This window comes from Halocatena pleomorpha (genome assembly GCF_003862495.1).
GTDB classification, from domain to species: domain Archaea; phylum Halobacteriota; class Halobacteria; order Halobacteriales; family Haloarculaceae; genus Halocatena; species Halocatena pleomorpha.
Window position 1 is genome coordinate 214715 of the sequence record NZ_RRCH01000014.1, and the last position, 23736, is coordinate 238450.

At 55.2% G+C, this 23736-nt stretch carries 32 protein-coding genes and 1 pseudogene; 13 read left to right on the top strand and 20 right to left on the bottom strand.

The genetic code is table 11. From position 1 onward, the window contains the following. Window positions 1–109: 109 nt before the first annotated feature. On the bottom strand, window positions 110–646 hold the full coding sequence (locus EIK79_RS07450) for a DUF1102 domain-containing protein (RefSeq protein WP_185715549.1): 537 nt from the start codon (window positions 644–646) through the stop codon (window positions 110–112). A gap of 391 nt (window positions 647–1037) precedes the next feature. Here EIK79_RS07450 and EIK79_RS07455 point away from each other — a divergent pair, with 391 nt between their 5' ends. After that, window positions 1038–1634 (top strand): DUF7344 domain-containing protein, encoded by a 597-nt coding sequence (locus EIK79_RS07455; RefSeq protein WP_124954489.1) that lies wholly within the window; start codon window positions 1038–1040, stop codon window positions 1632–1634. Window positions 1635–2034: 400 nt separating this feature from the next. Here EIK79_RS07455 and EIK79_RS17755 read toward each other — a convergent pair whose 3' ends face one another. Continuing rightward, window positions 2035–2292, bottom strand: a complete 258-nt coding sequence (locus tag EIK79_RS17755) for a hypothetical protein (protein ID WP_148094136.1) — start codon at window positions 2290–2292, stop codon at window positions 2035–2037. Window positions 2293–2295: 3 nt separating this feature from the next. On the opposite strand from EIK79_RS17755, the gene EIK79_RS07465 reads away from it, so the two are divergent. The 5 genes from EIK79_RS07465 (at window position 2296) to EIK79_RS07485 (ending at window position 6937) form a co-directional block, all read left to right on the top strand. Then, window positions 2296–3462 carry a signal peptidase I gene (locus EIK79_RS07465; RefSeq protein WP_124954491.1) on the top strand — a complete coding sequence of 389 codons (1167 nt, stop codon included), beginning with the start codon at window positions 2296–2298 and terminating at the stop codon, window positions 3460–3462. A 30-nt stretch (window positions 3463–3492) separates the two neighbouring features. Further along, on the top strand, window positions 3493–4641 hold the full coding sequence (locus tag EIK79_RS07470; protein WP_124954492.1) for a DUF5305 family protein: 1149 nt from the start codon (window positions 3493–3495) through the stop codon (window positions 4639–4641). A gap of 245 nt (window positions 4642–4886) precedes the next feature. After that, window positions 4887–5507 carry a biotin transporter BioY gene (locus tag EIK79_RS07475; protein WP_124954493.1) on the top strand — a complete coding sequence of 207 codons (621 nt, stop codon included), beginning with the start codon at window positions 4887–4889 and terminating at the stop codon, window positions 5505–5507. A 6-nt stretch (window positions 5508–5513) separates the two neighbouring features. Then, a complete protein-coding gene (locus EIK79_RS07480) occupies window positions 5514–6239 on the top strand; it encodes an energy-coupling factor ABC transporter ATP-binding protein (protein WP_124954494.1) in 726 nt (241 codons plus the stop codon). Next, on the top strand, window positions 6233–6937 hold the full coding sequence (locus EIK79_RS07485) for an energy-coupling factor transporter transmembrane component T family protein (RefSeq protein ID WP_124954495.1): 705 nt from the start codon (window positions 6233–6235) through the stop codon (window positions 6935–6937). The genes EIK79_RS07480 and EIK79_RS07485 overlap by 7 nt, the downstream gene beginning before the upstream one ends. A 131-nt stretch (window positions 6938–7068) precedes the next feature. Here the strand turns inward: EIK79_RS07485 and EIK79_RS07490 are convergent, their stop codons facing one another. Further along, entirely contained in the window at window positions 7069–8145 is a 1077-nt protein-coding gene (locus EIK79_RS07490) for a DUF892 family protein (RefSeq protein WP_124954496.1), read from the bottom strand. 19 nt (window positions 8146–8164) lie between these two features. Further along, window positions 8165–8488 carry a DUF5789 family protein gene (locus tag EIK79_RS07495; RefSeq protein ID WP_124954497.1) on the bottom strand — a complete coding sequence of 108 codons (324 nt, stop codon included), beginning with the start codon at window positions 8486–8488 and terminating at the stop codon, window positions 8165–8167. A gap of 209 nt (window positions 8489–8697) precedes the next feature. Here EIK79_RS07495 and EIK79_RS07500 point away from each other — a divergent pair, with 209 nt between their 5' ends. After that, window positions 8698–9069 carry a DUF4112 domain-containing protein gene (locus tag EIK79_RS07500; RefSeq protein ID WP_233738019.1) on the top strand — a complete coding sequence of 124 codons (372 nt, stop codon included), beginning with the start codon at window positions 8698–8700 and terminating at the stop codon, window positions 9067–9069. 101 nt (window positions 9070–9170) lie between these two features. Here EIK79_RS07500 and EIK79_RS07505 read toward each other — a convergent pair whose 3' ends face one another. Further along, window positions 9171–9692: a hypothetical protein gene (locus EIK79_RS07505; RefSeq protein ID WP_124954499.1), complete on the bottom strand. Its 522-nt coding sequence runs from the start codon at window positions 9690–9692 to the stop codon at window positions 9171–9173. A gap of 128 nt (window positions 9693–9820) precedes the next feature. Here EIK79_RS07505 and EIK79_RS07510 point away from each other — a divergent pair, with 128 nt between their 5' ends. The 3 genes from EIK79_RS07510 (at window position 9821) to EIK79_RS07520 (ending at window position 11573) form a co-directional block, all read left to right on the top strand. Further along, window positions 9821–10213, top strand: coding sequence for a hypothetical protein (locus EIK79_RS07510; RefSeq protein ID WP_124954500.1), 393 nt, complete (start codon window positions 9821–9823; stop codon window positions 10211–10213). Between the two features lie 89 nt (window positions 10214–10302). Continuing rightward, window positions 10303–10533, top strand: a complete 231-nt coding sequence (locus EIK79_RS07515) for a DUF4177 domain-containing protein (protein WP_124954501.1) — start codon at window positions 10303–10305, stop codon at window positions 10531–10533. Further along, on the top strand, window positions 10530–11573 hold the full coding sequence (locus EIK79_RS07520; RefSeq protein WP_124954502.1) for a hypothetical protein: 1044 nt from the start codon (window positions 10530–10532) through the stop codon (window positions 11571–11573). The genes EIK79_RS07515 and EIK79_RS07520 overlap by 4 nt, the downstream gene beginning before the upstream one ends. Before the next feature lie 266 nt (window positions 11574–11839). On the opposite strand, the gene EIK79_RS07525 is transcribed toward EIK79_RS07520, so the two are convergent. Both EIK79_RS07525 and EIK79_RS07530 read right to left on the bottom strand, forming a co-directional pair. Beyond that, on the bottom strand, window positions 11840–12145 hold the full coding sequence (locus EIK79_RS07525; protein ID WP_124954503.1) for a hypothetical protein: 306 nt from the start codon (window positions 12143–12145) through the stop codon (window positions 11840–11842). Window positions 12146–12334: 189 nt separating this feature from the next. Continuing rightward, the gene (locus EIK79_RS07530; protein ID WP_221621705.1) at window positions 12335–13309 is read right to left on the bottom strand and encodes a hypothetical protein; all 975 of its coding nucleotides are present in this window, start codon (window positions 13307–13309) and stop codon (window positions 12335–12337) included. 118 nt (window positions 13310–13427) lie between these two features. On the opposite strand from EIK79_RS07530, the gene EIK79_RS07535 reads away from it, so the two are divergent. Together EIK79_RS07535 and EIK79_RS07540 are read left to right on the top strand one after the other, a co-directional pair. Beyond that, window positions 13428–14450 carry an LLM class flavin-dependent oxidoreductase gene (locus EIK79_RS07535; RefSeq protein WP_124954504.1) on the top strand — a complete coding sequence of 341 codons (1023 nt, stop codon included), beginning with the start codon at window positions 13428–13430 and terminating at the stop codon, window positions 14448–14450. A gap of 81 nt (window positions 14451–14531) precedes the next feature. Then, complete coding sequence (locus tag EIK79_RS07540) at window positions 14532–15293, top strand: SDR family NAD(P)-dependent oxidoreductase (RefSeq protein WP_394337777.1); 762 nt, start codon at window positions 14532–14534, stop codon at window positions 15291–15293. 11 nt (window positions 15294–15304) lie between these two features. Here EIK79_RS07540 and EIK79_RS07545 read toward each other — a convergent pair whose 3' ends face one another. The 13 genes and pseudogenes from EIK79_RS07545 to EIK79_RS07605 all read right to left on the bottom strand — a co-directional run bounded on the left by EIK79_RS07545 (window position 15305) and on the right by EIK79_RS07605 (window position 23206). Next, window positions 15305–16204, bottom strand: coding sequence for a polysaccharide deacetylase family protein (locus tag EIK79_RS07545; RefSeq protein ID WP_124954506.1), 900 nt, complete (start codon window positions 16202–16204; stop codon window positions 15305–15307). Window positions 16205–16278: 74 nt separating this feature from the next. Next, a complete protein-coding gene (locus EIK79_RS07550) occupies window positions 16279–17265 on the bottom strand; it encodes an asparaginase (protein WP_124954507.1) in 987 nt (328 codons plus the stop codon). A 169-nt stretch (window positions 17266–17434) separates the two neighbouring features. Continuing rightward, window positions 17435–18190 (bottom strand): SDR family NAD(P)-dependent oxidoreductase, encoded by a 756-nt coding sequence (locus EIK79_RS07555; RefSeq protein WP_124954508.1) that lies wholly within the window; start codon window positions 18188–18190, stop codon window positions 17435–17437. An 80-nt stretch (window positions 18191–18270) separates the two neighbouring features. Continuing rightward, window positions 18271–18495: a gas vesicle protein GvpM gene (gene gvpM / locus EIK79_RS07560; protein ID WP_124954509.1), complete on the bottom strand. Its 225-nt coding sequence runs from the start codon at window positions 18493–18495 to the stop codon at window positions 18271–18273. A 6-nt stretch (window positions 18496–18501) separates the two neighbouring features. Continuing rightward, window positions 18502–19320 carry a gas vesicle protein GvpL gene (gvpL, locus tag EIK79_RS07565; RefSeq protein ID WP_124954510.1) on the bottom strand — a complete coding sequence of 273 codons (819 nt, stop codon included), beginning with the start codon at window positions 19318–19320 and terminating at the stop codon, window positions 18502–18504. After that, entirely contained in the window at window positions 19313–19642 is a 330-nt protein-coding gene (locus EIK79_RS07570) for a gas vesicle protein K (protein WP_124954511.1), read from the bottom strand. The genes gvpL and EIK79_RS07570 overlap by 8 nt, the downstream gene beginning before the upstream one ends. An 81-nt stretch (window positions 19643–19723) precedes the next feature. Next, a pseudogene (gene gvpJ, locus EIK79_RS07575) lies at window positions 19724–19946 on the bottom strand (gas vesicle protein GvpJ); the annotation flags it as partial. Next, the gene (locus EIK79_RS07580) at window positions 19939–20883 is read right to left on the bottom strand and encodes a hypothetical protein (protein WP_124954513.1); all 945 of its coding nucleotides are present in this window, start codon (window positions 20881–20883) and stop codon (window positions 19939–19941) included. The gene EIK79_RS07580 and the pseudogene gvpJ, both read right to left, overlap by 8 nt. Beyond that, window positions 20880–21419 carry a hypothetical protein gene (locus tag EIK79_RS18025; RefSeq protein WP_185715550.1) on the bottom strand — a complete coding sequence of 180 codons (540 nt, stop codon included), beginning with the start codon at window positions 21417–21419 and terminating at the stop codon, window positions 20880–20882. Before EIK79_RS18025 ends, EIK79_RS07580 begins: the two co-directional genes overlap by 4 nt. A 17-nt stretch (window positions 21420–21436) precedes the next feature. Continuing rightward, window positions 21437–21883, bottom strand: a complete 447-nt coding sequence (locus EIK79_RS07590; protein WP_185715555.1) for a hypothetical protein — start codon at window positions 21881–21883, stop codon at window positions 21437–21439. After that, entirely contained in the window at window positions 21883–22329 is a 447-nt protein-coding gene (gene gvpH / locus EIK79_RS07595; RefSeq protein ID WP_124954515.1) for a gas vesicle protein GvpH, read from the bottom strand. The genes EIK79_RS07590 and gvpH overlap by 1 nt, the downstream gene beginning before the upstream one ends. Further along, window positions 22326–22577 (bottom strand): gas vesicle protein GvpG, encoded by a 252-nt coding sequence (gene gvpG / locus EIK79_RS07600; RefSeq protein ID WP_124954516.1) that lies wholly within the window; start codon window positions 22575–22577, stop codon window positions 22326–22328. The genes gvpH and gvpG overlap by 4 nt, the downstream gene beginning before the upstream one ends. Beyond that, window positions 22577–23206 carry a GvpL/GvpF family gas vesicle protein gene (locus tag EIK79_RS07605; protein WP_124954517.1) on the bottom strand — a complete coding sequence of 210 codons (630 nt, stop codon included), beginning with the start codon at window positions 23204–23206 and terminating at the stop codon, window positions 22577–22579. Before EIK79_RS07605 ends, gvpG begins: the two co-directional genes overlap by 1 nt. Window positions 23207–23384: 178 nt before the next feature. Here EIK79_RS07605 and gvpA point away from each other — a divergent pair, with 178 nt between their 5' ends. Continuing rightward, window positions 23385–23663, top strand: a complete 279-nt coding sequence (gene gvpA / locus EIK79_RS07610; protein ID WP_124954518.1) for a gas vesicle protein GvpA — start codon at window positions 23385–23387, stop codon at window positions 23661–23663. The last annotated feature ends 73 nt before the right edge of the window (window positions 23664–23736 follow it).

Sequence of the window (23736 nt, forward strand, 5' to 3'; positions counted from 1 at the left end):
GAAATGGGGCGTGATTATTCTCATCGAATGGGACACGACGGACTCGCCATCCAAGTCCGTCTACAAAACGCAAAAAAGCTGTTATCGAACAGCTGTCCTCCGCCTCAGATCAGCTCGAACTGGCGTTCGGCAGGGTCGCGGTCCGTGCCGCACCGTCTTTCTTTGCAGTGATCGTAATGTGTTCGGTGATCTTACCGCTCGATTTTGTTTTACCACTGGCGTCAATTTCGACACCGACATTGATCGTCTCTCCGGGCGCAACCGATTTCCCATCAGTCAAGCTGTTACCGTTCTTGCTATCGTAAAACGTGATCATGTCTTTTTTTCCTTCCGTGACCTTCACGTTCACTTCCTGAGTCCCCTGATTTTTGATGGTAAACACGTTGTCGAAGGTCGTGACGGAGTTGGGATTGACACCCTGTCCTCCAGCCTCTGTCTCCTTCTCTTTGGTGAATTTGATTTCCAACTCTCCTTTGCTGTTTTCGTGTGCGAAATGACCGTTACCCCCGTCATATGGTATAAGGCCCAGATACGCGTTTGCGTCGCCTGCCACATTGACTTCGGCAGTCCGTTCGGCTTGCACACTCGTGAAAGCGCCCGTGGCTGTAACCAGAGACGCCGCAACGACGATCATAACCAACGCCAAGAGTTTTCCTCGTGGTACGTACATGGATTGTTTTGATTCTTGTTGTCACCCACACTGATACACATCGATACCTGTTATCACCATACTGCTGCGCATCACTGCGGGATCGTACATAACCCAAAGACAGAGAGGTACTTTGTATTGGTGTGCTTGAAAATCTTCAAGCACTGCTTGAAAACGGATTCTATTCAGTTCATGATCGTTCACAGCTGACTTTGCACCTTATGGACATCCTATCTATCCGTAATCAAATGTGAATATAGTGGGTGTAAATCAGAAATCGAATGAACTATCGATGGTATTAAATATTGCTGGGATATATCATCACATCCGGTGAGTCGCCCTCTGGACGGCTGACCTCCATCGGTCAGTGTTGTTAACGCAGTTATGCATGAATCAAGGATACCCGCAGGCACGACAAGGAACGGACATCAAACCGGCAGACACATCGCTTACGAAAGACACGCTGTTTCAACTCCTCGGGAACCGACGACGACGATGGGCAATCAGATATCTCACTCACAACCAATGCACCCAGCTGAGTGATCTTTCCGAACAGATCGCCGCGTGGGAAGCCGGGATCCCAGTTAAACAAGTGACGGCAAGACAACGAAAGCGCGCGTACACATCGTTGCAACAGACGCATCTCCCGGCGCTCGATGAGGCCGGTGTCATCGACTTTTCTGTTGCGAGTGGTGATATCGAGGTCACTGAACGGATGGAGACGTTGGATATCTATCTTGAAGTCGTCCACAAGCGCACCATCCCATGGAGTGTGTACTATCTCGGCGTCGGACTAGTTAGTTGTGTGGTTGTTCTGGCAATAACGACAATCAACGCGTGGCCGTTGACTGCTATCTCTCTCCACGGATGGGCACTGCTGTTCAGCTTCATGATCACGATCTCTGGTCTTGTCCACACCTACCGAACCCGAATGATGCATCTCGGAAATCACGAGAGACCTCCAGAGGTGAAATACAATCCATGAGACGAAACAGTTCTAAACTTAGATATTTCAGTATGGCTCTGGTCGTTGGTGGTCTCGTTCTCGTGATAACTGGAACCGGAGCGTTCACCAGTACAACTACAGAGAAACAGATGCCTGTTGACATTGCGGACGAATCAGCGTACCTTGATATCGAAGCTGCAGATCCCACAGTGTCTCAGACAGGCGTCGACTATTCGCTTGGACAACTTCCTGTGATCGGACAAAACAGGATGTTGTGGAACAGCAGCAACAATACACGGGTCGTTCTTGGAACGATTACGAATCGTTTTTCTACCCCTCTCACATCGATCACTGTCTCCGTCCCGGAGGACCATTCTGGAGCTGTTACGGTTCGAAATCCGACTGTTCCAGACACGTCGATTCCGTCAGGACATTCGAGTCAGTTGATTGCTGCTGTCGACTGTAATTCTCTCACGGGTGGAACGGAAATGGTGAACGTTTCCATCGAGGCAACGAGTTCAGAAACCTCAATTTCGACTGACCGCTCCGTACCAGTCACGTGCGCAGGTGGTCCTTCCCAAACCGGAGCAACGAACGTGACGACACAGCCTTTCCGACCATGAGTGAGAGATTCCGTAGCGGCCGTCTCGGACAGCCAGACAGCCAGACAGCGAGAATGCGATCGAGTCCGTAGCATAGAATGGTTCAACACAGGGTTGGCACGGTACTACAGATCGTTCTCGTTCTCGCTGTCGTCGCGATTACGGTGGGACAGTTCATCGGGCAGCCGGTGTTACTGGCGTACGTCACGAGCGACAGCATGGAGCCGACGCTGTCGACTGGTGATGGGTATCTCGTACTCCCCTCTATGGTCACTGACTCCGCCGAGGAAGGCGATATCATCGTCTTCAACGCTAAGACACTTAGCGACGAAAACGGCGGACTCACGACACATAGAGTTGTTGAGGCGACTGACCGAGGAGTGGTTACTCAGGGTGACAACAATCTATTCACCGATCAGGATGGCGGTGAACCGCTCGTCAAGAGCCATCAAATCGTGGGCAAGGCGATCATGATCGGTGACAACCCGATCGTGATCCCACAGCTTGGGACAGTGTTTACCGGTATCAGAGAGGCAGTCACGAACGCACAGCGTTCGATAGCGATCGCATTAGGGACTCGATCGTTGTTGGGGACACAAGGACTTTCCTACCTCCTGTTCGGTGTTGGCATTCTCCTTTATGTCGGGAGTGTGTTTGCTGAGGACGACGGATCGAGAGCGCGACGACGGAACCGAAAGCGGAAACGAAAACAGACCCGTCGAATACCGAAACTAGTGATCGCACTTGCGCTCGGCGGCGTACTCGTCGCTTCGTTGACGGCTACGATGATCGTTCCCGGTGGCATGCAGGAATTAGGCGTTGTCAGCTCCGAGCAGGGTTCTGGTGGACCCACTATTATTGCCAGCGGCCAAACTGAGCAGTTCAATTACAGCGTTCCGAACGGGGGCATCGTACCGGTCGTGACGTATCTTGATCCGGCAAGTGAAGGAGTCAAAACCCCTGATGAGAACATAATCGTCGGACCTGGTGATCGACAAACCGTTGGTATCCAACTTTCAGCCCCAGAAGAAACAGGATACTATCCCCGGTACGTCACTGAACATCGGTATTTGGCGATCCTGCCGCCGTCGTGGATCGACGTTTTGTACCGTCTACATCCATGGCTTCCAGTGATCGTCATCGACGCGATCGTGTTCGGAGCGTTCCTGACGGTAGCGATGTCACTTCTCGGACGTGGCCATCTCCGGCCGCGCCAAAGTCGGAGTTCACTCCTACGGAGTATCAAGCGACGACTGAGATTCTGAGCGTACACTATCCGATGCAAGTTTAAAACGATGGATTCAAACCGACAAACACGGCTCAAGGTACTGCTTGACGACTACTTTCTTGTGATTGCGGTCGCCCTCATCATCATCGCAGCCGGTGGGGCGTGGGCAACGTACTCGACGGTACTCTCCCCTGGCTCGCATATCGAACAGCGTTCAGTCGCCTCGTGGAATGTCAGTGGTGGATTCAGTCACAGCGGCACGGTTGTCAATGACTCATTGGTTTTCGATGAGGGTGATGTCCGTAATGATCGGATGTTCTACATAACGAACTCGACACCGACACTCAACGGAACGTTTTGGTTCCAACTCGGCGGCTCATCCGGGAATGCGACGGTGTCAACAGAGGCGTACATCGTTGACTTTGCTTACTATGAGAAGGAAAATGAGGAATCACGGAATATCCAACGACGTATCTGGCAGGACCGACGCCCAATTTCGGTCGACGTGGCTGAACTCCGGTCAGGTGAAACGAAAAACATGTCGTTCTCGGTCGATGCTGATCGACTCCGTGACCGCAAGCGGACCCTTCATCAGAAACACAAATCACTTTATCAAGTAGCCGACATTCGAACGCAGGTGTTCGTCATGACTGAAGTTACGGGTAGGGTCGACGGATATCCTGTCAATCGAACGTTCAATTACACCCTTCCGATCAACAGCACGATGGATTATTTCGTCGTGTCCCCGACTCAAACCCCTGATGAGCAGATAATGATCGCGCCACCCACGGAGGTTCCCAACCAGCCTGGAACGCTTATACAGGCCGGATCGATCGCCGTGCTACTCGCTTCGCTCCTTGCCCTTTTCGGACTCATCTACGGACGGGATGATGACTGGTTCGACGTTTCTGAGACGAAACGTACAGATATCCAACACGAGAAACTCAAATCAGAGTTCGAAGACTGGGTTTCGACAGGGACGATTCCGGAGACAGATCGGTCAACGATCGAAGTCGAATCTTTAGAGGGTCTCGTTGATATCGCGTTCGACTCCAATCGGCGCGTTGTTGAAGACGCAGCAACCGGCGTGTACGTGGTCCGTGACGACGGCGTCTGGTACCAGTACACCCCAGAGTGGTCCGAGATGGACGGCACCGATGCTGAAAACAGTAGCAGCGACGATAACCGATCGGACACCGAGAAGGATACTCGATGAATCGGTCTCGCCGTTTCGGAGTTGTCCTGTTAGCGGCTGGGGTAGTGACGAGTGTTATCTATCACAACTGGAAACTCTAACCGCGGTAAACGGGACTTTTTGCGGTGACGAACGTCCCTGATCACGACGCCGCGGTCGATATCGTGGTCTTAACCGCCGCCGCATAATACACGGCGATCGACAAACTGTAGCACGCTTACCGTCAACCGATGTGTCTAAGTGGGTTGACCAGTGGATGCATACCGATGACTGAACCGAGCCGAGAGCGGACGGCAGAAGATGAAGGGAATACGAGAGGGACCGACGTAGAACTCGTTGGCGATGCGGTGACGATCAACGTTGCTCGCGCCGCGTTGTTCGCGGCACTAATCGGTGCGTTCTCGTATGTGAGCTTTCCGAATCCGGTTTCTCCAACTCCCGTTACGTTGCAGGTACTAGGGGTGTTTCTGGCTGGGATCTTTTTAGGCCCGATCTGGGGTGGAACCGCGTGCGTACTGTATATCGTTGCTGGCATACTCGGTGCGCCGGTGTTCGCTGGAGGGGCAGCGGGATTCGGTGTGCTTGTGGGACCCACAGCGGGCTATCTGTGGTCAATGCCAGTGGCAGCGTTCACCGTTGGTATGGTCGTTCACGGTGGATTCACACCTTCAGATCCGAAATCAAACGGTCCGATTCGGCTCGTGAGTGCGATGGTTGCGGGAACAGTGCTCATCTACGCAACTGGCGTCATCGGGATGATGTTCACGCTCGATCTCGCTCTCTCAGAGGCGTTCATAACGGGTGCGGTCGTGTTGGTGCCTGCGGAGGTGTTGAAGATTGCGGCCGCGGTCGGGATCGTCCGAAGCGATGCAATAACTGCGTCGTAACTGACTATGATCGAACTCAGAAACCTCACGTTCCGATACGAACGCCGGTCGGATGAGAGCAGAGCACGCTCTCACCCCATTGTTGACAACGTTTCACTCACCATTGACGATGGTTCATTCGTCGTGCTTGCTGGCCCGAACGGATCAGGAAAAACGACACTTGTCCGCCACTTCAACGGACTCCTTGATCCCGATGCGGGACGGGTAGCGGTGAACGGCCGACGAGTCAGCGAGGATGTCGTGGCCGCACGAACCGCGGTGGCAATGACGTTCCAGGACCCACGGGACGGATTCGTCGCCCCCACTGTGAGAGCAGATGTCGCGTTCGGTCCTGTTAATCTCGGATTAGAACGAGAACAGATCAACCAGCGGGTACAGGAAGCACTCGCGGCAGTACAGATGGGTGGGTCTGAACGCCAGCGCATCGACCGGCTTTCGGGTGGAGAGCAAGCGCGGGTTGCGATCGCTGGCGCGTTAGCTATGCGGCCGGATCATCTCGTGCTCGATGAACCGTTTGTGGGACTTGACGAACCGGCTCGCCAGTCGGTACTCGAACGTCTCGAAGCGCTCTCGACTGAGGGGATGGGTATCGTTGTTGTCACCCACGACCTCCGAGAACTCTGTGATCTCGCTGATCGGTTGCTGGTCATGTCCGATGGACAGATCATCCACGACGGACCGCCGGTGTCGGTGCTCGATCAGTTGTCCGGAGAGGTGTACGTGCCGTGTTGACCTACGAACCCGGATCGTCGATCGCTCATCGACTCGATCCGCGATCAAAACTCGCCGTACAGATCGGTATCGCCCTCGCAGCGTTTTCCCACACGACACCGCGCGGTCTTTCGTTTGTGACGGTGCTTACTGGGTGCATTCTCGCAGTTGCGGCCCTATCACCGCTTGCTGCCCTTCAAGAGATTCGCTACGCACTGCCGTTTCTGGTTGCTGGACCGTTGCTTTCGATGATTGTTCTCCGGCCACCCTGGCTCGCGCCTCCGGCAGCGATCAGACCAGCGCTTGCGAGCTACCGTGTCTTGCTCGTCTTGCTCGTCAGTGTCGCCTACGTTCGGACTACCCGTGTTCGAGAATCGCGGGCGGCGATTCAGCTCGTCGTGCCCGGACGTGTTGGGCGATTGCTCGGTGTCGGTGTATCGCTCGTCTTTCGATTCCTCCCGGTGTTGATCGCTGATCTTTCCCGTGCACGAGTGGCAATGCGGGCGCGACTCGGAACCGAACGTCGCCTCATCGATCGAATGCGAATCGTCGCAACGACGGGCGTTCGACGGGCGTTTGGACGTGCTGATCGCTTGGGGACAGCGCTCCGTGCTCGATGCTTTGCGTGGAATCCGACACTTCCGACGCTTCAATTGGCTCCTCGGGACGTTCCGTTTCTCCTCTTGGCAGTCGCCCTCATAACGTGGTCGTTTGTTTGATGTCGTTTGTTTGATGTTGTTACTTCGCTTTCTACGATCTCTACGAGGAGAATCGAGAATGATACATCCTGCCACGCTCTCTCTGCTCTCTCTTGATCCGTGGTGTCCGTGGTGTCAGCCACCGACAGCGATCAGCTTCCGGTAGTTTGTGGACGAAGATCCTCGAATCCCTGCCTTTCGAGCGTCGATGTTGCCTCATGCACTTCGTGGCTGTTCGTCGTCAATTGATCGACGGCGTCCACTGGATACTCGATCCGTTCGGCCAACGTTAGTAGCTCTTCGTAACAGCGGTTCTCCATTCGTTTGGCTGCCACAGCGATTTCGAGATCAAACAGATCGGTCCGACCGCCGTTTCTTGCTGCGGATTGAGTCTCTCGGGATTTGAGAAGGCCGTCGAGCGTACGGTTTTGCATCTCCGCCGACTGGAGTCCGATCCCGTCGAACACTTTTCCCAGACGATCGACGTGACTCTGTGCCTGATCGTGCTGTTCGGTGAACGTCGCACTGAGTTCGTCGTTTGTGACGGTCATCGCCAATTCTTCGAACAGGACTGCAAGCGTCCGCTCGATGTAAGACAGATTCCGAAGCTGGTAAACGAACATATCTTCGAGTGTCTCGATGTTTCCTCCCGAGCGAGCGAGCGACGAACGATTAGCGGGATCAACAGGACTCGTCTCAAGTAACGTCTCGACCGACTCTCTACCAGCTAATGACTCAAGATCGTCGAGCATTTCCTGTTCTTCCTTGGCGTTTTGCGCGATGTTCTCGACGACACCTTCAATCTCCCCCTCGTTTTCGAGCTGTTTGGCCAGTGTTACCATTGGCTCGTAGGCTGATCGTTCGATCTCTTCGAGCTTCAGCGTCGCGTCGAGGAAATACAACGGCCGGAGCTTGTCGTTCAGGATGATATTATTGAACCGTTCCTTATCCGCAATCCAACCATCGAGGCCGGGCGCGTGCCGAGCAATCGGCTGCTCATCGACCGCTTCGAAGACCGTTTCGAGCCGTTCGACGTGCGTTCTCGTTTCATCACGGTGTGTTTCGACGCGATCTTGCAGTTGTTTCCGGCAGTCCGTCTCCGTAAGATCGTCCAACGTGTCGATCGAAACGTCAGTTGCTAGCACATCGAGCGTGGCGACCAGTTCCTGTTCCAAGTAATACAGTCGCTGTAATCCGGTCGTGAACGTGTCGAAGGTGTCGTCTGTCATCGTCTATCACGAATATAGTTCAGAACGATTGGATGGGACGGTCGAACAGCTCGTTTCGTTCGTCGCCGCGATCACTGTACCGAGGACGGCCAACGGCGTCTCGTCGGACGCCGTTGAGGATCGCTGTCGCTAGCGCGTTCCGAGACGTGTAGGTCTCGTGGCCTGATCGTTCGAGGATTGCCCGGAGCGGATCGGACCCCCGGGGATATTCGACTTCAACGCTGCCGAACTCCCTGAGGATGTCTTCGGTAGTCGTCGGGAACGTCGTATTCTCAAACAGTTCGTTGACATCCCGCATTTCGAGCGATCGAACCGTCCCTGTTTCTTGGTCGCTGTGCCCCATACACAGGAACTAGTGCGATAAGCGAGAAAAGATCACAGCTTGTATTTTCTCCGTCGTGATCTTTCTCCGTGGCTTATGGTCCTCTGTAGCGAGGTTGTCGGTGTTTCGCTCACAGTCGTTGTTGCTGTGGCTCAACGACGATACGAGTGACCGCCGCTGGTAATCGCCGGCCGGGGACATATATTCTCCGATCGAGATAAGGAGGTATGGTGACTGACAATGAGCTCTCGAACGCGACCCCCAAGCAACGGGCTGCAGTACGACGTACTCGGACGGTTGCGCGTATTCTCGACGAGTCGGTTCGGGTTCCCGGAACGAACTTTCGCTTCGGGGTCGATCCCCTCGTAGGGATCCTTCCCGTCTCCGGAGACACTGCTGTAGCCGTTCTCTCCTTCTACATTGTGTTCGAAGCGGTACGGCTCGGTGTCCCGCCGAAAACACTGGCGATGATGGGCCTCAACATCGCTGCCGATGTCGTTGTGGGATCGATTCCGATTCTCGGAACGCTGTTCGACGCCGTCTGGAAGGCTAACGTTCGGAACGTAGCCCTCCTCGAAGAACAGATCGAAAAGAGCGAGTAACACCGTGTTTCTCGGACCTTGCTATTACAGGCCTACGTTTGTAATGAAACGGTTAAATAATTGCCACGATCATGGATCAAATGACGACCGCGCTGATCGGGTTACTGGTCGGTCGATTCGTCCGTGATTTCAATGTCGGTACCGATGTCCGGGTTCCAGGTTTCGGCCGCATTGCTTCCGAGACCGGGGAGATAGTCTTGGATACCTCCCTCTTGTGCTGTGGCAGTGATCTCAGTCGCCATCCGTTCGAGTTCGGTGCTGTCTGCGAGCGTGCGTACTTGGTTGGCGACGGCCTCGGGATCACCGTACTCGATGAACGCTTCCACTGCTGCTTCCCCGAGTTTGTTACCGACGACGTTTCCGACTGTCGTCTCGATAATCCGGCCCAACGGCAGATAACTTGTCAACTCCTTTGCGACCTCTCGCCCGATGAGCCGACCGATGACTTTTCCGACTTCTTCGGAATCGATGGACTCACCCTCTACGCTATCGATCTCCTCATCCAGTAGCTCTTCGATATCGATGGCCTCAAGCAGGCTGTGGACGGCATCAGCTGTGAAGTACGTTTCTAACCCCGTTGCTACAGCGTCGCGCACACCGTCCGGAATAGGCTCTGGATCCATCATCCAACCTACTGGCCGAGAGTTGATAAAGATGGTCTCGATCGAGGCCCTGACTGGAACAGGGCACACCGTTCTGGGGTTGTGTGGTCCACAATCACCTTTTTTGTGCTCCTATCGGTAGTAGATGTATGCCTTCGAATCTCTCACACGTTCTGTTGGCTGTGTGTGTCGCTGTTGCATTCGTGTTTTCTGGCTGTCTCACGTTTGATCCGTCGCTCACGGCGGATACGAGCGAGTCCTCTGTGTTCAAAACCCTTTCAACTGATGAACCGTGGGCCGGTCACTACGTTCGGGTTACCGCAACGCTCCGTTCGACAGCGGCGGCCGAAAACGTCACATCGATCACCGTGATCCAGGCAAACGGACAGAAATACGATTCGATCGATGTCGGATCCGGACAAACGACCGTTACCCTCTGGGTGCCTGCAAATCAGAATTCAACGCTCGTTGCGAGCGATAGCGTCAATTCGACGACGCTCGACACGCTGAACGTTACCACCGGCGGACAGTACGTCGTTTGAGCGCGTAGTAATTTATAGGATAAATGACTTATACACACATCGGTCGACGCAGGGACGGGATTTTTACTGCTATCAGATGTGGGTGTTGTATGGGAGGACGCCAAGAACCCACGCGTTGGGAGTACGAAACAGTCCGGCCACCAAGAGGGTCCACTCGAAAAGAAGCGACGGATCCGGGAGCAGTGCTGAACGAACGCGCTGCCGATGGATGGCGCTTCGTGGACACGATCGACTACACCGGCGGCGGAACCAAGTATCTCGTGTTCGAACGTCCCATCCGGTCGGATACTGATGACTCTCCCACCGAGGCGATGTCATGAGTTCTGAGATCGACGAATCTTCGATTGATACGGATGTCGATGTCAGCACGGCGAACACCATGCGCGAACGCGCCGGGGAAAATCGATTCAAGCTCTGGTTGTTGTTACATGCCAATCGTCTCATCGTTACAGGGGCCTTAGCGTTGGCAATTTTCGTTGTCTTCGTCGTGGCTGTGGCGATCCTTCCGCCGCCGTTGATTCCCCAACTCAGTTCTCAGGATACGATCGAGACGATGTTTTCGACGATGATCAGCGCGGTCATCACTGGTACCACGCTCGTCGTCACCATCGGACAACTCGTGCTTTCCCAGGAGAACGGTCCGCTCGGTGATCAACGCGCGCGAATGGAAGATTCGATGGATTTTCGAGATTACACGGAGGAGCTGATTGGCTCTCCCAGTCCTGCCGATCCATCGACGTTCCTCCGCAGTCTCGTCGACGTTTCACAAGACCGCGCGGAGGCGGTACGTGACGGTCTCGGAGACATCGACAGCGATCAACTCCAGTGGGAAGTCGACGAATTCACTGACAGTCTTATCGGCAACTCCAAATTCGTACGCGAGCAACTCGACGGTGCGGAGTTCGGTTCGTTCGACGTGCTGTTTGCTGCCCTGAATTACAACTACGGTTGGAAGATCTTCCAAGTCGAGCGAATCCTCTATGATCATGAGGAAGATCTCGGACCGCCCGAGAACAATCTCCTCAACGAGCTAAAGGATGCACTGACAATGTTCGGTCCAGCACGCGAACACATAAAGACGCTGTATTTCGAGTGGGCCCTCGTTACGCTCTCACAGTTGATCCTCTACGCGTCGATCCCGGCACTCGCTGTTGCAGGAATCATGCTCACTGTTGTCGATGCGGGAACACTTCCTGGGAGCACGCTCGGTGTCGAGAACATGACATGGTTAATCGGTGGTGCTTTCACCGTGACACTGACGCCGTTTCTGCTGTTCATCTCGTACATTTCGCGCATCGTGACCATCGCCAAGCGGACGCTTGCGATTGAGCCGTTGATCCTCCGCGAGTCACAGCGGTGACCGGCGTCGCTGAAGTCTCCGGCTCTCACGATAGCGTTTCTGGCTGCTCAGACCACTGTGGATGAGATTGCCCTCCAATGATAACATTAATAGTCGCATGAGGCACTGTTACAGTATTAGAGATCAAGTAATATACCGAGGAACGCTTTCGTGATACGATATTCCCACTCCGCTTCAGTCTTTCTAGTAGAAATATATTTACACAAACCCATTTTCTGACGCGGGGTTCACCTCCGGAGTCTCTGTCTATTAACTGTTTCCTCCTCTCAGACGCTCGTAAGCCGTGGTGCAGGAAGTCCCTCGTAGTAGATGCCCTTCTCTCGAAGTGTCGCCTCCGTCAGTGGTGTCTCCCCATCCCAATCCGGGAGATACGTGGATACATCAGCAGCGAACACAACGACGACAGTTGCTGCGTCAGCCGGATAGTCGGGATTCACGCCAGCAACAGTGCGACCGCCGTATGTGAGCCACTCTGAAGCAGGTGTTTCCGGTAACGCCACGACGACCCTCGGTGAGAGACCCTCATCACGAATCATAACCGTCTGACCGATGACGAACGGAGTGGTGGTCATAGTCGCCTATCGTAATATACGTGGGGGTGTGTGATAACTCATGCACCTCTAATAACAATTAAATTGCCATAGGGTATGAAATTATAAATAAGTTTATGGTAAACTAAAATAATTTTCCGATAACCTCTCCTGTTGTTCATGGAGATTGCACCTGCTATGGATCACAACTCACGGGATATCTGTTGGAGATCAGTCGGTGTAGCCGAGTGCCACAAGACGCTCTGTAACGGTGTCATCCGATTCCGTCGTTCGATCGGAGGCGTCGGACGAGGGTTCCGACCGCACAATCGGCTTTCGTTCTGTATACGGCGGAACGAACCACGGCACGGTGTTGAGCGATGGAATTCGTACATTGCTCGGATGGAAGTAGACCGGCATCGGGAACGGTGTCGCCCACTCACCGATCGCGTTCCCGTGGTCGGCCGTAATCACTGTCTTTCCTGGAAGTTTTTCCGACAAGGGGATGGCTGTATCCAGTACACGAATCAGATTATCTCGGTAGGCCTCCCAGAACACGCCTTCTTCGATCTCTCCTCGGCGCAACGCTTCCCAGGCGAATTCGAAATCCCCGTCCGGATCTGAGTCAGCGTCATCGCGCATCATCTCTCGGAGCCCACTCGTTACCCTGCTATTGACCGTGAGTTGTGTTTCACCGATGAAGGGCACGTGGGGCTGCATGAAGTGGACGATCAAGCGTTTGTTCGGGTACTCTTCGTGAACGGAGCGCGCCCGTTTCGACAGGTCTTCCGGTAGAACGATTCCGTCCTCCTCGCTCCACGCGTCGACCCACGCACGATCGGTGTGGTAAAACGATCCGTCGAGCACTCGCTTTTCGTGTGGATTGGCGGTGACGTACACGGTGTCGTTGTACGTCCGTCCGCCGAAATTTTCGATCATAAATTCCGCCGAGGAACTCCCCCGCGACTGGAACGTGGTTAGTTCCCCCTCTAACGACTGCTTGGCGTGGATCTGTGTGAACACGTCGTAGCGACAGCCATCCAGAATGAGAAGATTATCCCAATCGGCGTCCATAACGTATTCGCCGTCATTGCCATGGATCCGTTTTTGAATCGGCCCCAGAACCGAAGATAACACCATTTGACGCCGCATGAAGGGATTCGTGAGCATTCCTTTCATCATTCCAAGCCTCTGTCGAATTCCCATGAATGAATATTTAATCACCAGAATAAAAGACCACCGAACGCCGCAACCGACTTGGTACGAATGTACAAGCGTGGACCGCTTTCCCAATCGTTATCCTTCACAGACTCTGACATCATCTATGGAGTTCTCTGTTGTCGATCTCTCTCCGGTTCCTGCCGACGGCACTGCAGCTGATGCGTATGCGAACACAGTCGCAACTGCACAACAGGCCGAACGGCTCGGATACTCTCGGTTTTGGGTTGCTGAACACCACGGGATGGCGGACACCATCGCTGGCACGACGCCAGAGGTGTTGCTTGGCCATCTCGCTGCCGAAACCGACGAGATCCGGATCGGATCCGGGGCGGTGTTGCTCAATCACTACAGTCCGTTTAAGGTTGCCGAGGAGTTTGCCACGCTGGACGCGCTCGCTCCCGGCCGCATCGACGCGGGTCTCGGGCGGGCAAACGGGTCGCCTGCCGCTGATCGCGCCTTAGAGACCGATCGCCACGTCCGGAACCCGGACGAGGACCACGCGGAAAAGATCGAGGCCGTTGTCACCCATCTGTACGACGATTATCCAGATGGTCATCCATACAGCGATCTCGAACTTCCCCGTTCGGAGCAGGAGACGCCCGTGCCGTGGGTGCTCGGATCGAGTCCCTCTAGTGCGAAAATCGCCGGTGAACTCGGGTTACCGTACTGCTTTGCGGCGTTTATCCGTCCACAGTTCGCTGTCCACTCGTTCGAAGCGTATCGAGAGCAGTTCCAGCCGTCACGGTTGGCCGGTGGGCTTGATGAGCCACAGGGGATGATCGCGGTGAACGCGATCTGTGCGGATTCCGATCAGGAAGCGGCCCGACACCGAGCGGTAGCCGAAGCGTCGTACAAACGGATGCAGCAGGGAAACGTCGGATCCAGACCGTCCATCGAGGAGGCGCTTGACGAACTCGGCGGCGTTCCCGATCCGACGCCGACGACACTCGACGCTGATGAGTGGCCCCGCGCGATCTCAGGGAGTCCCGAAACGCTTGCCGGACTGTTAGAGCAACTCGCAGGCCGTGTCGGCGTCGATGAGGTGATGATCCAACACATCGTTGCCGATCACGACGACGCGCTCCGCTCCCACGAACTGCTGGCTGACGGCGTTGGACTCGTGTAACGCGAGGGTCGTACCCAGATCTTCCGAGTAGAACGGTCGATGGCCGGTTTGAACAGGTTTTTCTGATTAACTATTTTATAAATGAACATGGTCGGTAGTTCAGAAGCACTCGACGGTAGTGTCGCACTCGTGACTGGCGCGTCCTCGGGAATCGGCGAAGCAACTGTGGAAGCACTCGCTGATGAGGGTGCGCGTATCGCCCTCGCGGCCCGACGCGAATCCCAGCTCCGGGAGCTCGCTGACAGGATCGAGGCAGACGGGGGAGACGCGCTCGTGGTTCCGACAGATGTCACCGACGAGAGCGACGTTCAGGAGATGGTTGAGACGACTCATGAGGCGTTCGGGCGGCTGGACATCCTTGTGAATAACGCGGGCGTGATGTTGCTCGAACCGCTTGAAGACGCCGACACCAACAATCTTCAGCAGATGGTCGACGTGAATCTAATGGGGCTGATGAACGCAACCCACGCCGCCTTGCCGATCCTGCAAGAGCAGGGTCATGGCCACATCGTGAACGTGTCCTCGGTTGCGGGTCGGCAAGCCAGTCCGAACGCCAGCGGCTACAACGCCACCAAGTTCGGTGTCAATGGCTTCACTGATGCCCTCCGACAGGAAGTTACCCAAGACGGTATTCGAACGACTCTCATCGAACCTGGTGTGGTTGACACCGAACTCCAAGATCACATCCCGGACGAGAACGCAAAGGAATCCATTGAGGACTGGGTTGAATCGATGGACCCACTCACGAGCGATGATATTGCGCGTGCCATTCACTACGCCGTGACACAACCCCAACACGTTAGTGTCAACGAGATTTTGATCCGTCCGACTCAACAGCAGTGATATGTGATTGATCAAAGATAGTCGCCGTTCGGTTCGTAGACGGACGGATCGTCGTCGTACCGCCGGGCGATGTCGGCCAACGTTTTGAACGCGGCGTTTTCGTGTCCGTTCACGTAATTGATGAACTCCTCCAAATGCGTGATCATGTGGGGGAGTCCATGGATGTCGGGATGGATCGTGAACGTGTAGACGCCGGCTCCACGACGGTTGTACAGATAGTCGAACTGGCGCTTATAATACTGTTCGTACATCATCTGTGGATCTTTGTACCCAGCGTGGTAGATGGGCTGTTTGATGAACAACATCGGTGGGATGTCGTCCCGATACCAACTGATGGGGATCTCGATCACATCTGTCTCCTCACCGTATTCGTACGGCGTCGTCCACGAGTCAGGATCTTGATCGTAGTCGATCTTCTCCCAGCTGTCACCGATTCGCATGTAGCCCGGTTCAAATTCCCGTTCCATGAGGCTACTGTCATAGAGGAAGTCGTACTTCTCGACGAGTTCGGGGGTGTTTTCACTGAACTCCCACCAACTCGCTCGGTGACCAGCTGGCTTCTCGCCCGTCACCTCCTCGACGAGATCAATGGACAGTTGGAGGATTTCGTCTTCTTGTTCTCGGGAGAGATCCGTCGGATTCTCGTGTGAATAGCCGTGCACGCCGATCTCGTGCCCGGCGTCGGCAACTGCTTGCACTTCGTCACGGAACGTTTCGATCGTGTGCCCTGGAACGTACCACGACGTGTCGATCCCGTGATCTTCGAACAGTTGAAGCATTCGCGGAATCCCCTCGTTTCCGGCTGAAAGTCCCCGCGAAAGGTCTGCTGGTGAATCCGCACCACCGTACGAACCGAGCCAGCCAGCAACACAGTCTGCGTCGACACCGATCGCTACGTCTACCTCACTCATTGTTCATCACCATGGTATGATCTTGCACGACAGCCGATAGCGATACTCCTCCTCGCAAATATTGCCGTAATTGATCACAGAAGATTCGCTTCGAACGCTTCACGGAGCGCATTGAGATCGCGGTCGCGTTCCTTGATGAGCAACATGAGTTTCAGTCGCGCCTTGTGAGCAGGGAGATCACCGCCATCGATGACGCCGTGTGAGCGTAGTGTTTCTCCGCCGCCGGGTGTTCCGTAGACGGGCGCGACGGCTCCGCCCAGACAGCGGGAGGTGATGACGACTGGAATCTCTGCTTCGATAGCGTCACTGATCGCGTTGCCGAGTGCGCTCGTCGTGTTTCCGAGACCGGTTCCCTCGACGACGATGCCATCAACGTCCGTCTCGATGGCGTCGTTCACCTGCCCGGCACCAACACCGATCCCTGATTTCACCGTGACGACATCGGCCGACAGCGCGGTGGTCTCGATTGATGCCGACCGACTCCCCGGTTCGCGGTGGACACGAACGATTTCCCGCGTGAATCGAGCGATCGGGCATTTGTCTGGGGAGATGAATGTTGAAAGGTCATTCGTGTGTCGTTTCGTGACATCGCGTGCGGCGTGTACCTCTTCGTTGAAGGCGACGTAGACGCCACCCGCACCGCGAAATCGCTCGTGGCTTGCCGCCCGAACGGCCGTAAGAAGATTACTTGGTCCGTCGGGACTCACTTCGTCCGCACGGCGCTGTGCGCCTGTGAAGACGACCGGTGTGTTTCTGTCGAGTATGAGATCCATGTAGTAGGCGGATTCTTCCATGGTGTCTGTTCCGTGCGTGATGACGACGCCATCAGCGCCGTCGTCGATGACCGCGCGAGTGTGCTCCGCCACTGCTGTGAGTGATGGACCATCCATATCGAAGCTCGGTGTCTGTACCACCTCTACCGCCTCGATATCGGCGTATGATTCGATTTCCGGAACCGCCGCGATGAGTTCCGCACCACGCTTGTTCGGTGTCGCACCGCCTTCTCTGAGTGTGCTGGCGATCGTTCCGCCGGTACTCAGCACCGTGATCGAGGCTGCCATTGACGACCTAGTGAAAGTCCCTGCCAATAGCCCTTCCGGGGAAACCGATTGGAGCAAGCCATTCGGTCCGACAGCCCTCTTTTCCATCACTGACTGTGTTGTCCGCGACCATCACTCGTGAGCGAGTGCCGAGACGCTCTTGATCGACCGGTTCTAACGGTCAGTCTGGCTACTGACTCAGATACCCACCTTCGACACCGAGGGCTTCCCCGGTGACAAAGGACGCGTTGTCATCACACAACCAGAGCACTGCGTTTGCGACTTCTGCTGGCGTTCCAAGTCGGTTCATCGCGTGACGCTGCTCGATCTGCTCCCTCTCGGCGTCGCTCATTCCATCCATGAGAAGCGGCGTTTCGATGAAGCCAGGACACACCGCGTTCACGCGAACGCCTGTTTCGCCGTTTTCGAGAGCGGCCGTCTTCGTCAGCCCGAGCACGCCGTGTTTCGCTGCGGCGTACCCCGAGGAGGTCTCGAATCCCGTCTTTCCAAGGACTGATGCGTTATTCACGACAACGCCACCACTGTCCTGTTCCCGCATCCGGTTGATCTCGGCTTGCATACAGTTGAACACGCCGACAAGATTCACTTCAATAACGTTTTGCCACTTCTCGGCAGGATAATCTGTGATCGGACTTCGTTCGCCGCCGATCCCGGCGTTGTTGAACGCGTAATCAAGCCGACCGTACTCATCGACCGCAGCATCTACCATTGCGTGCGTATCATCCGTACTCGTCACATCCGTTTCCACGAAGATCGCTTCCCCGCCCTCATCTGCGATCTCTGTGACTGTCTCCTCACCGCCCGCAACGTCGACATCGGCAATCACGACGCTTGTCCCACGATCCGCGAATTTCATCGCGGTCGTCCGTCCGATCCCCGACCCGCCGCCAGTGACGATTGCTACCGATTGGTTGAACGAACTCATGATCATAATATCTGTAGAGGACAATAAAAAGATGTTCTACTGACTAGCGGGAAAAATAGTCTACTCGTACAGTATCGTTCCTAGTCGAATTCGTTCCGGTGTCGCTGGCGCTGGCGGGTATCCCACGCTTCGAAGAGACCGTACTCAGTCATTGTGTCCATGCCAGCGAGCGCTGCGCTGAGTTTGAGTCCGACGAGTGGGACATCAGCAACGGTGATGATCGCGTCGGCCCGAACGATTGCTCCGTCTCGGAGGACGACATCAACGAGATCGACAACGCCGTCCTCGGGTCGTTCTGGTTTCATCTGTTATCAGGGTTCAGTGTCATTCGCCTCGATCGTCGGTGCGAACGTGTAGGGTGGCCATGGGCCTGTATACCGGATTTTGACGCCCGGATCGGCTGCTACGTCGTCAAGCAAGTCGTCGATGTCGTGCTGTTGCTCTTCGTGGACAAGGAGCGCGAGCCGGGTTTCTCTCGTCATCTCGTCGTCGGTATCAGGTTCCATCTCCAGCGTCGTCCGTTCGTGACCGAGATCGTGAAGGTCGCGCGCGATCGGTTCGAGTTGCTCAATGAGAGCCGCCGTCCGATCGGCACGCTGTTGGTGTTTCAACGTCTCTAATCGCTGCTCGTACTGGCGTTCGAGGAGATGGCTCGTTCCCGCGGAGGACTCGGCTATCTGCTCGTTAAGTTCGACTAATCGTTCATCGTCGCGTAACGTTTCCTCCACGGTGGCTTCATCGCGCCGAACTTCGACGCGGTATTCCCAACACTCTGTCATCTCCTCAAGCTGTGACGCAAACGTCTCCCGCTCGCGGTCGAGCCACGCACGGACTCGCTCGTCGTCCCCTCGAAGAATCGTGTCGAACTGAAACGGGATCGGTGTGCCAAAGCGGTCTCCAGCGGCGTCGATGACGTTTTGATGCTCCAATAGCCACTTTCGAACCACATCCACATCGGAGGTGTCATACAGCGTCTCACACTCGTGTACCACGATCCCGATCGTTTCTGTCCGTATAAGATACACGTCCTCCCCGTCGACACCGGTCGTTGAGAACGCAGATCCCTCTGTCTCCGGACACCTTACGACACAGTACAGATACCGACCGGTTTCGAACGAGCGATCAGTCATTGTCGATCGGTTCGTGAGTGGTTCCTTGCTGTGGGGGTTCCTCGACTGATCTGACGGCGTCTGCAACGAGTCCGTCGAGTCGGTTGCGCAACTGTCCGACTGATTCCTCGATCCCTTCTTCCTCTTTGATCGCCGTTATCTCCGCGTCGAGCGCGGCGAACTGTGCACCGACCCGCTCGACTTCCTCATCAGTGAGATCGCCGGACTCCATTCGACGGATCGCTTCCCGTTCCATGGCTTCGATCAGTAGTTCGACGATCGTTATCACGAGCGTCATCAACCCATCGCGTGCGTTTTCTCCGTCGATATCAATCTGTGTCATCGATCACCGTCTCGGCGTCTTTTTTCGGAGCGACGGCTTCCTCGGCTTTCTCGTCACTCTGGTCACTCTGGTTACTTTCTGTAGCCTTTGCGACCCGCTGCATATCCGTTCCCTCTGGGAACTCAAGTCCGTACTCTGCGGCTGTATCGAAGGAGGCGATCGCGGCGCGGAGTTGTATTCCGAGCAACTCCGTGTCACCAACAGAAACAGCGATGTCGGCGTTGATGACGACACCTTTGTCCAGTACGAGTTCTACTACATCTGCGAGACTGTCTCCGTTGCGTGTCGGTTGTGCATTACTCATTATCGTTCCTCTGGGTGTCAAATCGGGAGCCGTAGATTCTAGGCGGATTCGATACAGTCGACCGGCGCGTATCTCGTGGAACGGTCGAGACCTTCGTCCCAACTCGGAGATTGTGGGACGGCATCGTCGAGTAGGCGGTCGGGTTCTGGGTGGATGGCTGTCCAATGTCGCCGGTCGACTCGGTTACACGTTCGTTGGCCTGCTCGCGCAACTCTGCGAGGCGGTCGTGTGTTTCAAAGAGCCCTTCGCGGAATTCCGTGACCGCGTCGAGCAGCTTCGACTGTATCGCTGCCTGCTTCATCTGCCCTTGCGTTCCCGACGCCATCGCGGCCACATCTCCAGCATCGTCGATCGAATCAGTGAGTGCCGTGCCGCTATTGGACTCCTTTACAGCCGTTTCGGCCAGCTGTTTCAACGCGACGACCACGATCCAGTTGCTCCCGTCGTTTCCATCGACGAACGCGGACACGGCCGTCTTGAATTCGTCTTTGTTCTGGTGTAGCTTCCTCACATCGATCGCGTCGAGTAGTTCGTCGAATTCGATCAGTTGCAACAGGGCTCTGTATCTGATGGCTTCGTCCGGCGCTCCGTTGGCGATCGCGATCGGAATCCCGCTCGCATCAATCGCTTCGTCAATGTCGCTGTCGTCGATCGCACCGGATGCTTGTGTGAGATCGACCGCTTCGAGCAGTTCTCCGGCCGCTTCGATGACGGATCGGAGCTCCTCGATGTCGTCGTTGATCTCCTGTGGTGTCTCGTCATCAACTAGTGATTTGACGGCTCCTTCCGCTCGTTCGACCAGTTTGAAGGCGTTCTCATCCGTCATCGAGTCAGCTCCGCCTGAATTCGTCTCAGAGTGCTCGTCGGTGGCTTGGATGGTCTCAGATAACCGTTCGAGCGTTTCTTCGACGGATTCGTTCGTGTCGAATCCGCTCATGACTCGTCTTCTGGTTCGTTTCGTTGCTCCAACTCTTCTACCAGCTGGTTGGCCAACGACTGGAGTTCTTCGGTCGACATCTCCTCAACACCCGTTCCGGCCTCTTCTTCTTCCTCTTCAGTTTCTTCTTCTTCCTCTTCAGTTTCTTCTTCTTCCTCTTCAGCCTCTTCTTCCTCCTCAGCTTCTTCCTCTTCGGCCTCTTCTTCTTCCTCTTCAGTTTCTTCTTCTTCCTCCTCGGCTTCTTCTTCAGCCTCTTCTTCGGTCTCCTCATCTTCAGTCTCCTTCTCAAACGCACCTGATAGCACGTCAGTGATCGATGGTCGCTCGAACCGCTCATCGAACGCCTGACCGAGTCGTTCTCCGACTCGACGCCCGACGATTTCACCGAGTTGCCGCCCGACCATCTCTCCGCTCGCGTGCTTATACGCCTCTCGATTGATGTCGATCTTTTCCCCGAGCGTTTCTGTGTCTGCTTCGCTGGACAGATTCTCTCGTAAACGCGAGAGCTTCTGTGCTGTCTCTTCTTTTTGAGTCATGGTTGTTGGGTATCGGATTATTCGTCAGTCGATTCCCCGTCTTCGAGAGCAGCCAATATCGCGTCCAACAACACGTTCACGGCTCCGAACACGGCGTCGGACGGCGATGGGATTCGGCCTTTGAGTTCGTCTCCACTCGGCAAGCTGGGGAGAACGTCGTCCAAGAGATCTCCGCTGATCAGGTTCGGCAGGCCATCATCGAGCAGTCCTGCGACGGCTGACAACAGGTTGCCGAGGAGATTCTCCGGTCCTGAAACAGCTGTGATGTCGAGAACGACCTCGTCGAGATCAACCTCAAGCCCGAGGAGATCGAGAAACAGCCCCTCTAGGTCGAGATGAAGCACTCGGGTCTCCGCCTCGTCCTCAGCTTCGTCGTTTCCATCGGCGTTTTCGGCTTCTTCTCCCCCGTCTGCCAGTAGTAGCGGTGTCTCAGTGCGGTGCTTTCTCTGAACGAGCGTTTCCATCATTGTTTTTCCTCCGTCGGTCGGAGCCGAAATTCGAGGACACCGTTCGTGAGGTTACTCGTATCGATCGTGAGTAACTGCCTCCCGAGTGGAATGCGTTCCTCGACTGTTCCGTCGATTCCGAGCAGTAGCTCGTCGTCGGAAACGCTGGTCGACACGCGTTCCGGATCGATCTCGGGGATATCGATCGTGACCAGTACGTCCTCGTCTTCGTACCGAACGGCGATCGGTCGATCTGACGGACTCGGAACGTTCTGCGGACGGGCGGAACGGGGTTCGAACTCCGAGAGGTTGCCGGTGCTGATTGAGTACTCGTAGCCGAGTTCTGTTGGACCACGAGAACTCGACCCGTCTTCGTGGCGTTGACTCTCGGTGGCAACTATCTCAAGCAGCTCCCGGAGCGTTCGGATGATTCCACCGCGTTCAGTGTCGTTGTCGTGTGTCATTGTTTTACCTGGATCTTAGTGCTCAGTGTCTCGTGGGCTTGATTTGCGACATCGAGCTGTGTCTGTAGCTCCTCCGACCGGCGTTCGTACTCCGCGCGAGACCGCTCTCCGAGTTCGAACAGGAGTCGGTTTTCTTTCATGTCATTTTTGATCTCATCCCGATCGTACAGTTCCTCGACGGCCATCGCCTGAATGACCGTGAGAATCGACGTGAATGGTCTGATAAATAGGTCATCGAGTAGAAACATTATTGGGAACTGATCTCGATATCCACAAAGTTATACGGAGCCCACGGTCCCGTATACTGGACGGTCACAGAGTCACTGTATTCGTCGGTGATGGTATCCACAGCGCTGTCGAACGCGCTCCGTTCGTTCCGGTTGACCAAGTACGAACGATTGACAACGAGTCGATCGCTAAAGAGATCGTTTTGTGCCTCCTGCTCGCTTACGGTTGCGAGTCGGTTCGTGGTGGATTCACGCACGGCGTCCCGATCGATGGTCGTCTCCTCGTCTACAATGAGCTTCACCCCGAATTCGACCATCCCGTCCATTTCCCGCAGTGCCTGAGTGAACGCTCGCCGTCCACCGCGCAGTACGTTCTTCAACGGACGTTCGTTTTTGAAGGTCATTCCGAACTGCATTGGAACGACAGTTCGTCCCTCGTCCCAGAACATGACCGTTTGGAGGACTTCATCGTGGGCACGGACGTTCTCCTCGGTCTCCTCGGGATCCATCGTGTGTATATCCGACGTGATCGCTGAGAGCGTCCGGTGGTCGACCGTGTAGGCTCGCGTCGCTCCTTCGACGCCCTCGATATCGATCCCTAACTCCTCGTTCTCGATCACTCCGTAGGCGTACAGATACTCCTCGCTCATGGTATCCCCTAATCACTGGTGGCATCCGTTCGGACGGAACGAACTGTGATCGACCATTGCGCGTGTCTGGACACGCTCACCACCGTATATGATATTACGTCTTCCAGTAGATTTGTCTATTCGGCTTGCAGTGGCAGGCGAGACACTGACACCGACGTCACCAATAGATGGTACTGCAATGACGAGTGAGCGTCCAAACACGACCAGCCTCGTAGAGGTGCTCGATCGAGTGTTAGACAAGGGTATCGTTATTGATATCTGGGCCCGCATATCGGTCGTCGGGATCGAGATCCTCACCATCGAGGCACGCATCGTCGTCGCGTCCATCGACACGTTCTTGCATTACACCAAGGAAATGTCTAAGATCGAACAAGCTAGTCAATCAGATGACGACGAAGCCCTCGAAAACCTCGATATCGGGACCTCTCCGATGGTAGAACCCGATTCGGGGGTGTAACACGATCGACGCGCTGATGATTCGAGCGATATTTCAGCCGTCGTGCTGGTCTCACACACCGTTTCCCCTTGAT